Source organism: Chryseobacterium sp. FG46 (assembly GCF_057809135.1).
In genome coordinates this window covers 255585-270263 of record NZ_JBMDJJ010000002.1, presented here as the reverse complement: position 1 = coordinate 270263, position 14679 = coordinate 255585, and the positions used below count along the sequence as shown (strand labels likewise).

At 35.6% G+C, this 14679-nt stretch carries 19 protein-coding genes; 3 read left to right on the top strand and 16 right to left on the bottom strand.

From position 1 onward, the window contains the following. The first annotated feature begins 186 nt into the window (after nt 1-186). The 3 genes from ACODR7_RS02690 to ACODR7_RS02680 are packed head-to-tail and all read left to right on the top strand — an operon-like array spanning nt 187 to nt 1738. Entirely contained in the window at nt 187-858 is a 672-nt protein-coding gene (locus ACODR7_RS02690; RefSeq protein ID WP_076597255.1) for a DUF4197 family protein, read from the top strand. A 40-nt stretch (nt 859-898) separates the two neighbouring features. Further along, entirely contained in the window at nt 899-1204 is a 306-nt protein-coding gene (locus ACODR7_RS02685; protein WP_047433612.1) for a DUF493 family protein, read from the top strand. 60 nt (nt 1205-1264) lie between these two features. Then, nucleotides 1265-1738: a hypothetical protein gene (locus ACODR7_RS02680; RefSeq protein ID WP_488837075.1), complete on the top strand. Its 474-nt coding sequence runs from the start codon at nt 1265-1267 to the stop codon at nt 1736-1738. Nucleotides 1739-1797: 59 nt separating this feature from the next. On the opposite strand, the gene ACODR7_RS02675 is transcribed toward ACODR7_RS02680, so the two are convergent. The 16 genes from ACODR7_RS02675 to ACODR7_RS02600 form a co-directional block, all read right to left on the bottom strand. Further along, entirely contained in the window at nt 1798-2148 is a 351-nt protein-coding gene (locus ACODR7_RS02675) for an arsenate reductase family protein (protein ID WP_076597252.1), read from the bottom strand. A 93-nt stretch (nt 2149-2241) separates the two neighbouring features. Continuing rightward, nucleotides 2242-2856 carry a deoxynucleoside kinase gene (locus tag ACODR7_RS02670; protein ID WP_002977952.1) on the bottom strand — a complete coding sequence of 205 codons (615 nt, stop codon included), beginning with the start codon at nt 2854-2856 and terminating at the stop codon, nt 2242-2244. A gap of 26 nt (nt 2857-2882) precedes the next feature. After that, nucleotides 2883-3845: a hypothetical protein gene (locus ACODR7_RS02665; RefSeq protein WP_488837073.1), complete on the bottom strand. Its 963-nt coding sequence runs from the start codon at nt 3843-3845 to the stop codon at nt 2883-2885. A 144-nt stretch (nt 3846-3989) separates the two neighbouring features. Then, nucleotides 3990-5015: a glutaminyl-peptide cyclotransferase gene (locus tag ACODR7_RS02660; RefSeq protein ID WP_488837072.1), complete on the bottom strand. Its 1026-nt coding sequence runs from the start codon at nt 5013-5015 to the stop codon at nt 3990-3992. A 102-nt stretch (nt 5016-5117) separates the two neighbouring features. Further along, nucleotides 5118-6140, bottom strand: a complete 1023-nt coding sequence (locus tag ACODR7_RS02655; protein ID WP_488837071.1) for a glutaminyl-peptide cyclotransferase — start codon at nt 6138-6140, stop codon at nt 5118-5120. 35 nt (nt 6141-6175) lie between these two features. After that, nucleotides 6176-6559 carry a VOC family protein gene (locus ACODR7_RS02650; RefSeq protein ID WP_488837069.1) on the bottom strand — a complete coding sequence of 128 codons (384 nt, stop codon included), beginning with the start codon at nt 6557-6559 and terminating at the stop codon, nt 6176-6178. Further along, entirely contained in the window at nt 6556-7062 is a 507-nt protein-coding gene (locus ACODR7_RS02645; protein ID WP_488837067.1) for a GNAT family N-acetyltransferase, read from the bottom strand. Before ACODR7_RS02645 ends, ACODR7_RS02650 begins: the two co-directional genes overlap by 4 nt. A gap of 3 nt (nt 7063-7065) precedes the next feature. Further along, nucleotides 7066-7491 carry an SRPBCC family protein gene (locus tag ACODR7_RS02640; RefSeq protein WP_488837065.1) on the bottom strand — a complete coding sequence of 142 codons (426 nt, stop codon included), beginning with the start codon at nt 7489-7491 and terminating at the stop codon, nt 7066-7068. Between the two features lie 482 nt (nt 7492-7973). Continuing rightward, on the bottom strand, nt 7974-9587 hold the full coding sequence (locus ACODR7_RS02635; protein WP_488837063.1) for a Na+/H+ antiporter: 1614 nt from the start codon (nt 9585-9587) through the stop codon (nt 7974-7976). Nucleotides 9588-9734: 147 nt separating this feature from the next. Further along, entirely contained in the window at nt 9735-10739 is a 1005-nt protein-coding gene (locus ACODR7_RS02630; RefSeq protein ID WP_488837062.1) for a bestrophin family protein, read from the bottom strand. Between the two features lie 68 nt (nt 10740-10807). After that, nucleotides 10808-11485, bottom strand: a complete 678-nt coding sequence (locus tag ACODR7_RS02625; protein ID WP_110366896.1) for a DUF2490 domain-containing protein — start codon at nt 11483-11485, stop codon at nt 10808-10810. A 131-nt stretch (nt 11486-11616) separates the two neighbouring features. Further along, complete coding sequence (locus ACODR7_RS02620; protein WP_488837060.1) at nt 11617-12009, bottom strand: DUF1398 domain-containing protein; 393 nt, start codon at nt 12007-12009, stop codon at nt 11617-11619. Nucleotides 12010-12150: 141 nt separating this feature from the next. Continuing rightward, on the bottom strand, nt 12151-12840 hold the full coding sequence (locus ACODR7_RS02615) for a response regulator (protein ID WP_488837059.1): 690 nt from the start codon (nt 12838-12840) through the stop codon (nt 12151-12153). Between the two features lie 11 nt (nt 12841-12851). Then, nucleotides 12852-13628 carry a sensor histidine kinase gene (locus tag ACODR7_RS02610; protein WP_076597241.1) on the bottom strand — a complete coding sequence of 259 codons (777 nt, stop codon included), beginning with the start codon at nt 13626-13628 and terminating at the stop codon, nt 12852-12854. Nucleotides 13629-13649: 21 nt separating this feature from the next. Beyond that, nucleotides 13650-14282, bottom strand: a complete 633-nt coding sequence (locus tag ACODR7_RS02605) for a hypothetical protein (RefSeq protein ID WP_488837057.1) — start codon at nt 14280-14282, stop codon at nt 13650-13652. Between the two features lie 18 nt (nt 14283-14300). Then, nucleotides 14301-14627, bottom strand: coding sequence for a hypothetical protein (locus tag ACODR7_RS02600; protein WP_488837055.1), 327 nt, complete (start codon nt 14625-14627; stop codon nt 14301-14303). Nucleotides 14628-14679 lie beyond the last annotated feature (52 nt).

Genomic DNA, 14679 nt, shown 5'->3' with positions numbered 1-14679 from the left:
TTTATCAGTTTATATTTAAAATAACAATCGATTTCAGATGATTTCATTAATAATAAATTAACACTTTTATCATAAAAAGTCACCAAATACAACAGTCAATTTAATATTTTGTTAAATTGAGAATAGTAATTACCTTTGGTGCAGTTTTTGAGAAAGCATCTTAGAAAATAAATAACAAAAAGATCAATGAAAAAATATATCATTGCAGCCGCTCTTATCGTCGGAACCGGTGCATTTATTACCACCAGTGTGCAATCCTGCACCTCATTAGCCACTTCCGACATGGGGCTTTCCATCATAAAGAGAATCCTGCTCAATGGTATTGATAAAGGAATGGGTATCTATGGGAACAAAGAAGCATTTCTGCAGAATAATATGGTAGATAAAGCACTTCCTAAAGAACTGAGAGATATCAATTCTACACTTGAAAAAATAGCACCTTCACTGGTTGCCAAAGAAAGAGATTATATAGCACAGGCAGCAGCTTACACCGTAAATACTTCAAAACCTATTTTACAGGATGCCGTAAACAGCCTGAATGCTCAGGATGTAACGAGAATTATGCAGGGCACCACTGCTACACAGATTCTGAAGGAAAAAACATCCCAGCAGCTTATTGCAGCGATCGCTCCTAAAGTAGATGAAAAGCTGAATGAATATGGAATTGTAAAAACCATCAATACAGCTTTATCAGGAAGTAATTTCCTGGGCAGCCTCTTAGGTGGAAACAGCAATACTGTCAATTCAGGAGGATTGAGCAAACTGGCTTCCGAACAGCTGGTCAATGGATTATTCAATATCATTGAAGATTATGAGCATCAGAACTCCAAATCTCTCTTGGGACCGTTTGGAAAATAGGAAAAATTTCGTTATATTTATATTATATTAACAATTGCAGATGGATATATTACAAGGAAATCAACACGCAAGCCCTGAAGATTTTTATCAGTCTTTAAGGGAAAAACTGGAAGATCATCACGATTTTCCGGAGGATTATTTATTTAAATTTATTATTCCTACAGACCAGGCAAAACTTACTGAAATTTACAGAGTTTTTGATGGTATTAAATTTACACTGGGAAACCGCGAAAGCAAAAATGGAAAATACACAGCCTGCAACATTAATGCATTTGTTTTGGATGCCAATCAGGTAGTGAATATTTATAAAGAAGTAGCAAAAATAGAAGGCGTTATTCTATTGTAAAAACAAAGACCGTTTCATCATCATGAAGCGGTTTTTAATATTTAAAATTTAAAACAGAACATGATGAACATCCAACTGATCCTATTTACTATTATTTTAACGAACTCTGCTACAAGCTGCATGCACAAAAATAACATGGAGAATAATCCCGCCAATATCTCCTCTTCTGTACAACAACAAAAGATTGAACAGATCCGGCTAACAGAAAGAACAAGAGGATTCAGCAGAAACATAGTCATCACTCCTTCTTCAAAAGAATCGAACATCAACGAAGAAATCACTAATACTAAGATATCCCCTGCAGAATGGCAGGCAGTTTCCAGACTGGCTCAAACTATTGACTTATCCAAGATATCAGATCTTAAAGCTCCTACAACGGGCAGGCATTCTGACCGGGCAATGATAGCATCCATTATCATTACCGCTGGCGGAAAAGAGTATACCTCTTCAGATTTTGATTCGGGACACCCTCCAAAAGAACTGGAAACTTTATATAAGGTAATAAACGGCCCCAAGAAAACGAAAACCCCATAACATAAAAAATTCCGCTCTTTAAAAGAACGGAATTTTTAATATATTAAGTTTAGGTTTATCTATTTTTCAATAAAGAACTTTACATTTTCAATAGGTCTTCCCAGCATTGCTACGGAACCTTTTACCAGAATGGGTCTTTGTATAAGAGATGGATTCTCGGAAAGAATTTTTATCCATTCTTCTTCCGAATAGTTTTTATCGGCATAATTCTCAATATACAGCTTATCTGTCTTACGAATAATATGAAAAACACTTTGGTTCAGTTTTTTCAACACTGTTCTTATTTCAAGAGGACTTAAAGGATCTTCAACAATATTAATAATCTCAAAAGGCACTCCGTTTTCGTCAAGATACTCCAATACGGCATTTGACTTTGAACAGTTTCCATTATGTAAAACTTTAACTACCATGATATATTTAACTATTAAAAAAATTAAACCTGATCCTAAACAAATTTAAAAAGAATTACCCTGAATCTGTCTTAATGTTCTAATAAAAATATGTTAAAACAATCCGTGAAGTTCTGCTTCAATTTTCTCCAGAATAAATCCGAAATCTTCCGGTTTTTCAACGAAGTCAAGATCATCCACTTCTACGATCAGAAGCTTTCCTTCGGTGTAATTGGAAATCCATTTTTCATATTTCTGATTCAGCTTTGAAAGATATTCAATGCTGATAGATGCTTCATATTCACGGCCTCTTTTGTAGATTTTTTTAACCAGGTTAGGAACATCTGATTTTAAATAGATTAAAAGATCGGGAGCTGATACAAAAGACTTCATCAGATCAAACACAGATGAATAGTTATTGAAATCCCTGTCTGAAAGAAGATTCATATCATTCAGGTTTTCTGCAAAAATATGGGCATCTTCATAGATGGTACGATCCTGAATAATGTTTTTCCCGCTTTCTCTGATCTCCTTTACCTGACGGAATCTGCTGCCCAGAAAATACACCTGCAGTGCGAAACTCCATTTGCTCATATCGGAATAAAAATCCTCCAGATAAGGGTTATGATCTACATCTTCAAATTGTGCATCCCATCCGTAATGCTTGGAAAGCATCGTTGTCAAAGTTGTTTTTCCGGCTCCGATGTTTCCTGTAACTGCAATATGCATAATATTCTTTTCCTTGTATTTACTGATTAGTTGATAAGTTTTTCGACAGCTTCAGTCTGAACCTGAGAAATATCTTCAATCAATTTCTGTAGGGTATTGTCTGAAGGTTTCTCTACTGTATTCTCATCAGGTTTCTCTTCCGTTTTTTCTACTGGTTTTTCTGTAGGTGGCTGCAGAGATTCCGGCTGAGCTTCAAGCTGTTTTTGCTGTTGCGCTTTCTTTACTTTTTCAAAGCTGTAAAGATAGAGTTTGTTCCCTTTGATTGCAAAATAAGAGAGGATGTTTTTATCCACAATTTGCGCTTCCTGGTCTTCAAAAACAGTGGACATTCCTTTTTCGGGCACATATTGCGAAATGAAATTACCGGCAACAACCAGGATCATATCATTCTCTCTTCGAAACCGTTTTCCGTTTTCCAGCGGGGCCTCAAAAAGTTTTTCAAACTTCAGGCTGTAAATCCTGATATGTTTTCTGGTTAAAATATAGACCTTATTTTCATAGACCAGCATATCCATCAGATCTTCAAAACTGATATCAAAAGGATAGGAATTGATGGTTGTATCATTTCTGAAATTATACTGTATCAAACGCTTTGTACTGTCATCCAAAAGCCACAGCTGCTGGAGATCTTCAGCATAAGCCATCCTGATAAAACCAAATTTCTGTTTAAAATCCAATCTTTGAATCTCATTCATATTCTGGTCTATAAATTTCATTTCCTGAGCATTTTCAGAAAACAAAGGTACATTCAGAGGATTTTGTACTGTCTGGACTTTGTATGGAACAGTAAGCATCATCTTTCCGATCTGTTTCCCTAAAGAATCATATTTGGTAAAGCTGAAATCTTTGTTTTTATAGATATACAGATTTCCATAATCGTCAGCAAGCATATCTTTAGCTTCCTTAAGTTTCAAAGTATCTAAAGGAATAATATTCTGTGCCGAAGCCATACAGAAAAGGAAAAAAAATAGTATGTTTAAAAACTTCACTCTGTTTTTTTAATGGGGTCAATTTACTGAAAAATAACTTTATCCAAAAGATGATTAAGTCTTAGAGAATCTTCTTTACTGTTAATCAAAACTGAGACCATCATGTTGCTGCAAAAAGACCGCTCTACAAAAGATATAATGAGTTTATGGAAAAGCAAGTTCATAAATTTTCTCCCAGTTTTTCCCGGTCACCAGCATATGATCACCTTTAAAAGCAATTCCGTTTAACACATGCTCGCTGTCTCCTTTATCATTTTCTTTGGTCAACTGTGTAAAATCAAGTTTACCTATGACTTCTCCGTTTGCAGGATTAATTTTTAGAATGACAGGTTGATGCCAAACATTCGCATAGATAAATCCGTTGTGGTATTCAAGTTCATTGAGCTGATTGTAAATTGTAGAATTACCTCCAACCGCAATCGTTTTTATTACTTTTGAAGGATTATTAACATCCAGAAAATAAAGATTCTTTGAACCATCTGTAGCGATCAGGTTCTTTCCATCATAGGAAAGCCCCCACCCTTCTCCTATTGCATCAGGCAATGGAAATTCAGATATCTTTTTCAAAGTGTTTTTATCATAAATAAAACCGATTTTATTCTGATACGTCAGCTGATATACCTTATCTCCCACAATGGCACAACCTTCAGAAAAAATCTCAGCAGGCTGCTTTGCAACAATTTTGGGAACAGCTGATCCTAATGTATATTTTATAAGCTGGGAAGCTCCCTTCATTCCGTCACTTTCATACACCGTATTTCCCTCTACCACAAAGCCTTCAATAAAATTTTTAGGATCATGAGGGTAATCGGCAACTATTGTATAGGGAATATTCTGCTCAGGAGTTTTTGTAAATACATTGATGGTAGCATCCTGATTCAGCACTTCTCCGCTGTTGGTCTTAATTACAAAGACCACTTTATTATCTCCTAATGTGAAAAATTCAGGATCAATCCTTAAGTCTGCGGTTTCTTTATCTCCAAAACTAATTTTAATGCTTTCTGCATTTTCCGTCACCTCTTTCGGAAGGTCAAGTTTATCTCCGAAATGATATCCTTTTGCTTCTTTTGCATTGTTATAATCTGCCAGAGAATCAAGCATTTTTTCTTTGTTACTGCAAGAAGCCAAGAATAGAACTGCTGCAAAACCAATAGTAATGTTTCGCTTCATAAACGTATTAATCATTTGTCAAAAGTACTAAAATTTAATCCTCAAAACGAAAATAACGCTCCCGGAGGAACGCTATTTTTGTTTTTTATCAATAGAATCAGATTATTTGATCTGAACTTCGTAAATCTTTGGCCAGTTCTTTCCTGTTACCAGCATATTGTCCCCTTTGAAAGCAATTCCGTTCAGTACATCATCACTTCCTTTGGTATTCTGTTTTGCAATTTCTGTAAAATCAAAAGTTCCTACTACTTCTCCGTTAGCAGGATTGATTTTTAAAATGACCGGCTTCTGCCATACGTTGGCATAGACAAATCCGTTATGGTATTCCAGCTCGTTAAGCTGATCATATGCCTGAGAACTTCCTGCAACGGCAATATATTTAATCAGTTTTGAAGGATCGTTTGCATCAAGGAAATATAAAAGCTTACTTCCGTCAGAAGCAATGAGATTTTTTCCATCATAGGTTAATCCCCAACCTTCACCTAATACATTTGGATAAGCAAATTCTGAAAGCAGCTTTAAAGAACTTTTATCATAAATATATCCTTTTTTGCTCTGCCATGTAAGCTGGTACACTTTATCTCCAACGATGGTACTTCCTTCAGAAAAATCTTCCTGAGCCTGTTTTGTAGAAGCCAACGGAGTGGTTGTTCCCAGTGTATATTTTAAAATCTGTGAAGATCCGTTCTGCCCGTCACTTTCATAAATAGTATTTCCTTCAATCTGGAAACCCTGTACAAAGTTTTTAGGATCGTGAGGATATTCGGCTACAATCTGATAAGGAATATTTTTTTCAGGATTTTTTGCAAATACATTGATCGTTGCATCCTGATTAAGGACTTCTCCTCCTTTTGTTTTAATATTGAATGTAACAGCATTGTCTCCTAGTGTGAAAAATTTAGGATCAATTGTTAAATCGGTTGTTTCTTTATCTCCAAAGCTGATTGTTACGCTTTCTGCATTTTCCGTTACCTCTTTCGGAAGCTCAAGCTTATCTCCGAAATGGTAACCCTTCGCCTCCATTGAAGTATTATAAGTGTTTAATGTATTAAGAATCTCTTTATCCTTATTACAAGACGCCAATAATAAAATCGCTGCTAAACCCGCTATTATATTTTTTTTCATTGAATTTCTAAATATTTCTCCAAAAATAGCAAATTTTATTCCGTATTGCCAATATTATCTACAGGTTCACCAAATTGTAATATGTAACCATTGTTATCATAGATGGCAAATTCTCTCATTCCCCATTCAAAAGTTTCAATCTCATAGCATATTTTCGCTTTTGTTTTAAGGTCTTCCCAAAGATCATCCACTTTATTTACATTGAAATAAAATGATCCTGAAAAACCGATTGAAGTATTGTTTTCATGTTCATTAGGCTGAGAGAGCATAATGTATACTTCATCTTTTCGAAGAGAAGCCCATTGCCAGTCATCATTTCTTTCCATCAAAGTAAATCCAAGAACATTCATATAAAATGTAATGGTTTCATCAAGGTTTTCGGTCCAGAAAACAGGACGAAGAGCTGTAAACTGTTTCATGATTCCTGTACGTTAAAAGTATTTCTGTGGATTTTCATATTCAGGGAAACCCATATTTCCTTATCTATCCTGGCTTCGCTTTTAACATCGGGATCAAAAGCAAACCCTACTTTTCTGTAACATTCAATAGCTCCTGTATTCCAGTCGTAGACATTCAGTTCGGCAGTTTCTTTATCAAAATGATTGAAGCCATATTTCAAAAGCTCCTGCATAACCTTCTTTCCATAGCCTTTTCCTCTGTTATTTTCATCCCAGATCAGAATTCTTCCCAACAGAAATGTCTTCTCTTTTAGAAATATCTGGGCATGCCCTATTATTTGCCCGCTCTGATCTGCAATTTTGAACAGCGTTCTTTTTTCATCAGACAAATCTGTTTCCAGCTGTTCTTCAGTGAGAGGAAAACGATATACGGGTCCGGCAAACTGAAGAAGTATTCTTTTGTCTTTTATCTTTGAAATCAACTGTGGTGCATCTTCTATCGTAAAAGGGTGTAATGTGATCATGATTTATTTTTCTAAATATTCTTTTAAACTCTGTCCCAAAATCGTGTTCCAGCCCTCTGTAAAGTTGTCTCTTGAAAAGCCTTCTCCCAAATCTTTGAAGTTTTCAATATCTTCATGGGTTAGCTTTACCACCGTGTGTTCGTTTTCTGGGTACAATTCCCAGGTTACAATGGTCTTCAAGGTTGAAAAATCAGGATAAGACCATGTGTGCTTTAATTTTTGATTGGGGATTATTTCTAAAATCTCACCATGATGATGGTATTTGTTAGCTCCTCCAGGTTCATAGAAATTAAATTCTTGCCCTGCTTCCAAAACAAAATCCTGGATATCAAAATACCAGGATTTCATTTCATTTTTATCGGTTAACGCTTTCCAGACTTTTTCAGCCGGAGCATTTATGGTGTACTGAACAGTGATGGGTGTGCTCATATTATGGATTTAATATGTTTAAATGTACACATTTTACCTATAATCTTTAACCTCAAAAGCCGCAAAAGTTTTTATCTTCTAAATTATTTCAAAGCATTCCTATCCGATTAAGTTAAAATATAAATATAATTAACAGGTCGCTCCTCCGGAGCTAAAATTTTAAAACAAATACGCCCTATTAACAGTCAGCTCCTATTGGAGCTGGATTTAATCCCATGGGGATCTTCTGTTAGTAGAAAAAAATGAAATCCCGGCAAAAAATAATGCTCCGGAGGAGCGACCTGTTAATTCATGCCGTAAATATTGATGTTTTCAATGTATTTCTACTTTTTATCGGACAGTAATGATTTAAAAGTTTAAATTTCCATTAATGAGAAGTACACTTAAGTTCTAGAAATCTAAGGATTTTCATTTTGTGATCTTCCACAATTTGAGCTTATTCCGGTATACTGTTTTGTGACTTTTGTGGTTTTTATTTTTAATTACCCGTGCGAAAAACCGGTGATCTTGGCTTCATCAAAATCCAGCTGCATTTCAATGGTTCTCATGACGTGATCATCAAAGATTTTCTCTCTTTTCATTCTGTGCAATTCGTTTCTCTGTGCCTGAATGATTTGACGTAATACATCTTTATTTTCATTGATAGCTGTCATATAATCTCCTGTGGAAGCCATGCATTGGGCTTTGTCTGCCATCAGCATCATTTCATTTTCCAGTTTATGCTTTTGATGACGCACCAGGCTATTGGTTACGGCCAGCTCAGAAAAGTCATTATCCAGTTTATGCAATGCTGTTTCTTTCAGTTTACGCATAAGAATTACCTCTTGTTTTTCTTCCGGCAGTTCACTTCCGGCATCCTGAATATTCAATAACTTCAAAATGGGACTCAGCAATAAACCTTGTCCTACCAGAGTGATCAGTATGATCACAAAAGTTACAAATAAAATAATATTTCTGTGTGGAAATGCTTCTCCGTTAGGTAAAAAAGCTGGAATTGACAAGGCTGCAGCCAGTGAAACTACTCCTCTCATGGCTGCAAAACTGATGATAAACGGCTCCCGCCAGTCTGGTTTTGGAACTTTTAATCTTAATTCTTTGGAGCAGACTCTTGGGAAGTACATCAATGCATAGCTGTATAAAATTCTTGTTCCAATGATAGCTCCGCCAATCACTACACTGTAGAAAATACCTTCTGAAATGGTGTATTCTTTCATTCCTTCCACTACAATCGGAAGTTCAAGACCAATCAGAATGAAAATGATGGTATTCATCAGGAATATCAGCACACTCCACACATTCCCCGACTGGATTCTTGAGGTATGGCTTAAATAACAATGTGAGTTATATGACATCAGCAAACCTCCTGCAACCACTGCCAGCACTCCTGAAAAATGGAAATGCTCCGCTCCCACATACATAATGTAAGGTACGATAAGGGTAATAATGGTATCGATATTGGAATTGGTAGGAATAACCTTAAGCAATGCACCAAACAGAAAACCCACTGCAACTCCTACTGCAATACCACCGATGGCCATCATAAAGAAATCCTGAATGGCATCTCTCCAGATAAACTGTCCTGAAATAACGGCTGCCAGGGCAAATTTAAATACAATTAAACTGGACGCATCATTGATTAAGCTCTCTCCTTCCAGGATACTGGTAATTTTCTTAGGAATTTTCATATGCTTCAATACAGAAGTAGCAGCTACCGCATCCGGTGGAGAATTGACGCCTCCCAATAAGAATCCCATTGCCACAGTAAGTCCGGGAATAATGGAAGATGAAAGATAAGCCACAACAATGGATGTTAAAAATACCAATCCGAAAGCCATGGAAAAAATCTGTTTTCTCCATTTATGAAAATCCTGCCATGAAGTAAACCAGGCTGCCTCAAACAAAATAGGCGGAAGGAAAATAAGAAAAACAAGATCGGGCTCTATTTCAATACGCGGCATTCCTGGTACAAAACTTATTAATAATCCTGCAATAACAAGAAAAATAGGGTAAGCTACTTTTAATTTCTGGCCAATCATTACCAATATCATCACAGACAGCAGTACTGCAATGGATATTATAACATAGCTGTGAATCATTTTGAGTTAGTTTTTTTTAAGTGTTACATATTTTTATTTGGATTTGTCCAAACCTTATAGGTTTTTAAAACCTATAAGGTTTAATTTCATCCGACGTTTAGACTTTTTCTTTACAGCCATCCTCATACATTATAAAGACGGAAAGAATTAAAGTACGATATTATTCTTCGGAGTGATGGCTGGCGGAAGATCAGATTCATCCAGCATATCCCTCATATCGATTTCAATGGTACGGCTGATCTGAGTGATAGGAACGTCATTGGGGCTTCCTTCAAAGGGATTCACCGAGGCCTCTCCCACACTGTCCAGTGTATGAAAACACCATGTAACGAGTAAAGAAAACGGGATATTAAACCATAAAGTTAAGCCTTCTACCGATGTTCCTTCACCTAATTTATCAAACTCCTTCAATAATCCGAAAGGCACGAAAACAATGAATAAAAGCAAAAGATAGGTTGTGATGGAAGAGAAATTTCTTGGATAAGGAAAGTTTTTAATTCTTTCAGCTTTTCCCTGATTATCAGTAAACTTCACCAATTGCTGGTTGATCTGTGTCCATTGAAAATCATTGATTTCTCCCTTTTCGTAAGCTTCGGATAAAACTTTACTCTGTCTGGCCATCAATTGGGTAGCTCTGTTTTTTTTGCTTATAATGTACTGAAGTTCATGTTCAGAAAGATATTTTTTCAATTCTTCATCCAATGTGGCCAATCTCTCCGGAATATCATATTTTTTAGCATATTCATCAAACTGATCTGACCCCATGTTTTCCCATGCTCTCGGTTCACGAAGCTGAAATCTCAATGCGGTAAGCCATGCATAATGACGAAGAAACATTTCTTTTACTTTACCAGAGTCTTTGGAAAGAAGTGCGTCTCTCAGGATATATCCAAAACTACGGCTGTCATTAATAATAGCTCCGTAGATCTGTCTTGCTTCCCAGAGTCTGCTGTAGCTGGCATTGTTTTTAAATCCAACAATAAAGGCAACTGCTGTTCCCATGATGGCAATCGGCTGCCATGGAACGGAAAGAAACCTCCAGCCCAAAAAGTAGAGGACTGTAGGGATTGCCGATAATATGACCAAAGCGTAAATGCTCCGTCTGGTCCAGATAATGAACTCTCGGGCTCCGAATCTTTTTCCTGAATGCATAAGTGTTTATTTTTTAGTGTTTAATATATTTTCAAATGATTTTTCAAGAGCATTCAGCAGCAGTTTTATTAGTTTTTGGTAAACGGAATATTATTATAAAAACCAATCTGAATCTGTCCGCGGTTTCTGTTCTCCTGAATCTGGTTCATATACCCCGCTTCAATCCTCATATTTTTGTTGATGACATATCCTAAGGCTCCATAGACTCTGTTTCTGTCGAAAACCGGGCTGTTGAAGTGCAGAAAAATTTCGTTGTATACTGATGCGTAAAGGGTTTTCGGCAGCATCTCTTTTTGAGTAATCGGAATATTCAGTCCCAGCATATAACGGAATCTCATCCTGAAGTCATCCTGAAGAAAACGCTCTTCCAAACGGTAACGGTGCTGAAGATAGAAACGTCCGAATTTCTGTTTGGTGATAAACTGCTGGAAAATTCGGTGTTCAATATTTTCTTTTTTTTCACCGTTTACATAAGGCTGGCTGAGAATGAAACCGTATCCCAATAAAACATTGTTGTTATTTTCAGTGAGATCATACCCAACCCCTGTACGGATCAATAGCTGTTCAAGATCTCCAAGAGCATCAAAATTACGGTACTGAATTTCATTGTGCCAGTTCAGCTTCTTGCTAATTTTGTTGTTTCCAAAATACATATACCATGCTCCCAGATCGTTTTTTTGAGCAAATGTCAAAATAGATCCCAAACCTAATACTGTGAATGCCAACTTTGTAAAAACCTTTCTCATATCTACCAATTACTATTATCTATCGTTTTTAACAAAATTAATATTTTAAATCAATAACAGCAAACAATATTTTATAAGTTACTATAAAGAAGTACGGATGCAATAGTCTGCATCCGTTTTTTTGTAAAAGATTATCCTGGAACCTCTTCTGTCAGAACAAAACTTTCATTCTGGTCAAAATAATTACAGGTCATTGCATGCAGATCCATTGTCCAGCCATTGATTCCGTTTTCGGCACAGTCTTTACAGAAAGTCATGTAGTCTGTTCCTCCTTGTTGATGGAGCTTTAGCCTGGTTTTAAAATTTTCAAGGTTTAAAGTTTTGGAAATGGGAAGAACATCATATTTGCTGCCGGTCTGTACAGATTGGTTTTCATTATTAAAGTACTCGGTATTTCCATCCGAGACGTATGCTTTGTAATGAGAAACCCCCAATGCTTTTATAGCCTGAATATATTGGGGAAAATCGGCTCCGCTTTTTACTTTCTGATGTTCTGCTTTAATGTTTTCAATTGTAAATTTCATTCTTTTGTATTTTTCTATTTGTTATTATAAATTATTGTTTTTCATAAACAAACCCTTGGGTTCTGCTTTTCAAAACAAAAGCTAATTTAATCAGAAAATATAAATTTCATTTAATTTTTAATAAAACATCTGCATGAATATTTATTCGAACCTGTCTTTTAAATAGTTCATATCTGCAATTTTGCTTTCTATGGCATATACCACTAAACCCGCAGTATTTTTGGCTCCTGTTTTCAGCAGAAGGCTGTTGCGGTGACCTTCAACGGTTCTGGAGCTTATAAAAAGCTGATCAGCAATCTCAGAAGTATTGTATTGTTTACAGATGAGTTCCAATACTTCTTTTTCTCTTTTGGAGATATGATTGGCATCAAAAATACTGGAAACTTTCTTTTTAGGTTCTATAAGGTTTTGATGGAGCGCTTCCATTACCTCATTGTTATAAAAAAAGCCTTTGCTGTGTACTTCCCTTATTGCGGTGAGCAATTCTGCAGGGCTTGAGTTTTTTTTAAGAAAAGAGCAGGCTCCTGACTGTATCATATTGACGATAAATGCTTTTGTATTATAGCTCGTTAATGCAATAATCCTGATCTGAGGATATTTGATATGAATTTGTTTGGTTGCTTCTACTCCGTTAATTTCCGGCATATTGAGATCCATCAGGATAATATCAGGCAGTTTTTCAAGGGTTACAAGCTCGTCCAGCAGCTCTTTTCCATTACTGAAATCACTTACCAGTTCAATATCTTTTTCTCTCTGTATCAACAATGAAATTCCCTGGCGAAAGAGTGCTTCATCGTCTACAATTATTACACGAATTATGTTCTTCTCCATCTTATAATGATTTAAAATGTAAATTCTACAGCGATTCCTTTATTGTTTTCACTTTCAATTTTTAGTGTTCCACTGATTAATTCTACCCGGCTTCTGATATTTCTTAAGCCTAATCCTTCTTTCAAAGTATTTTCATTCAAATTAAATCCTTTACCATCATCTTTATAGATACAGGTATTTTTACCGTCTTTTCCCAAAAATTCTATATCGATATGTGTACTTTCCCCGTGTTTTATGGAATTGTTAATGAGCTCCTGAAGTATTCTAAAGATATGCAAATTTTTCTCTTCTTCTGCTTTTGCAAAATACAGACTATTGGAATAAGTAACCTGCAGGGTTTTAGACAGGTTTATTTCTGAGCACAATGCATCTATTGCCGCATGGAGTCCGAATTTTTCCAAAATTGGAGGAAGGAGATCATGTGAGATCTGCCTGGCACTTTCAGCAGTTTTGTTGACCAGATGTATTATTTTATTTTTCAGATCATTGTATTCTTCTCTGGTTAAATTATCAAAATCCAGAAGATGGATATTTAAAGAAACCACACTGAGTTTTGAGCTGATATCGTCATGCAGATCCTGGGCAATTCTCAGCCTTTCTTTTTCCTGAGCACTGATAATGGCATGGGTAAGATCTTTCTCGTATCTCACCTCCAGCTCTTTTTTCTGAATAAGGTTTCTTGTTATTTTCTTATTTGAAAAATAATAAAATATGATCAGGGTAACGGCCAGTAAGGTAAATGCCAGAAAGGTATAAACGATAGTGGAAATAATTGTATTTTCATTCATTTTGTAAAATCATAACAGTAATTACACATTTTTTTTACGGGAAGAAAGATATTCAATCAGAATAAAAATCTGGTACACAATAAACATGACAACATTGAATACCCAAATCTCTTTATGCAGTTTTCTGTTCATCACCGTATAGAGGTTTCCGGACAAAAATATTACGGTGCTGCTTATCAGGTAAAGTAAAAGTCCCAGGCTTATATAATTGTATCTCTTTTTGGTATCCAGTATATTATATAAATGAAATAATGCCAGAATGATAATAGAATAAGAAGTGACAAAAATTTCGAATAGATTAAAAACATAATACTTTTCGGGATATATGATATACTGTACAACGAGAACTACAGGAATGATAATTAAAAGTGTACGTGCTGTTTTTTTCTGGTATTTTTCCGTTAAAATTTCATGAAAAAATAATCCCAGTAACAAAAACTGCCCTATCAGATAATAATGTGAAAAAAACAGATTATTAATCTTTTGTGAATTCAATACATAGAAAACAATTTCACATAGTAATATCCAGGTCAAATAGCTGATGAAGAATGTACAGGCTCTTCCTCTTCCGGAAAAACCTATACAGTATACTGCCAGATTAATCAGCAGAATGCCTTTTCCAATTAACGACAATATTTCTATCCAGTGATCCAATGATCTCTAGTTTTCGGGTTACAGATTCCACCATTTTGCAGTAGAACATACGCTTGGACAAGGTGTGGTCATATCATACACATAATCTCCATTATCATAATCTACAATATCATTGTTATCTGCATCCACTCCTACCATCAGAAACTTAAATTCTCCTTCATTCGTAATGGCATTGTACCCGCGGTACCTCTCAAATCCTTTATCTTTAATGAAAATATCATGGATGTCCTTTGCGGGGATAAGGTGGGCCTTTATTGACATTCCGTCAATTCCTTTTGTATTTTGCCAATTTGTAATCCATGTTTTAGCATCATCTAATGAGATTGCATGTTTAGGTAGTTCCATAGTTTTTCTTGTTTTAAATTATATAATAGGTTTAGAATAAAGTTATCGTGGC

Coding starts and splice junctions, on each gene's coding strand:
- ACODR7_RS02690 (WP_076597255.1), top strand. CDS start 187: ATGAAAAAATATATCATTGCAGCCGCTCTTATCGTCGGAACCGGTGCA.
- ACODR7_RS02685 (WP_047433612.1), top strand. CDS start 899: ATGGATATATTACAAGGAAATCAACACGCAAGCCCTGAAGATTTTTAT.
- ACODR7_RS02680 (WP_488837075.1), top strand. CDS start 1,265: ATGATGAACATCCAACTGATCCTATTTACTATTATTTTAACGAACTCT.
- ACODR7_RS02675 (WP_076597252.1), bottom strand. CDS start 2,148: ATGGTAGTTAAAGTTTTACATAATGGAAACTGTTCAAAGTCAAATGCC.
- ACODR7_RS02670 (WP_002977952.1), bottom strand. CDS start 2,856: ATGCATATTGCAGTTACAGGAAACATCGGAGCCGGAAAAACAACTTTG.
- ACODR7_RS02660 (WP_488837072.1), bottom strand. CDS start 5,015: ATGAAGCGAAACATTACTATTGGTTTTGCAGCAGTTCTATTCTTGGCT.
- ACODR7_RS02655 (WP_488837071.1), bottom strand. CDS start 6,140: ATGAAAAAAAATATAATAGCGGGTTTAGCAGCGATTTTATTATTGGCG.
- ACODR7_RS02650 (WP_488837069.1), bottom strand. CDS start 6,559: ATGAAACAGTTTACAGCTCTTCGTCCTGTTTTCTGGACCGAAAACCTT.
- ACODR7_RS02645 (WP_488837067.1), bottom strand. CDS start 7,062: ATGATCACATTACACCCTTTTACGATAGAAGATGCACCACAGTTGATT.
- ACODR7_RS02640 (WP_488837065.1), bottom strand. CDS start 7,491: ATGAGCACACCCATCACTGTTCAGTACACCATAAATGCTCCGGCTGAA.
- ACODR7_RS02635 (WP_488837063.1), bottom strand. CDS start 9,587: ATGATTCACAGCTATGTTATAATATCCATTGCAGTACTGCTGTCTGTG.
- ACODR7_RS02630 (WP_488837062.1), bottom strand. CDS start 10,739: ATGCATTCAGGAAAAAGATTCGGAGCCCGAGAGTTCATTATCTGGACC.
- ACODR7_RS02625 (WP_110366896.1), bottom strand. CDS start 11,485: ATGAGAAAGGTTTTTACAAAGTTGGCATTCACAGTATTAGGTTTGGGA.
- ACODR7_RS02620 (WP_488837060.1), bottom strand. CDS start 12,009: ATGAAATTTACAATTGAAAACATTAAAGCAGAACATCAGAAAGTAAAA.
- ACODR7_RS02615 (WP_488837059.1), bottom strand. CDS start 12,840: ATGGAGAAGAACATAATTCGTGTAATAATTGTAGACGATGAAGCACTC.
- ACODR7_RS02610 (WP_076597241.1), bottom strand. CDS start 13,628: ATGAATGAAAATACAATTATTTCCACTATCGTTTATACCTTTCTGGCA.
- ACODR7_RS02600 (WP_488837055.1), bottom strand. CDS start 14,627: ATGGAACTACCTAAACATGCAATCTCATTAGATGATGCTAAAACATGG.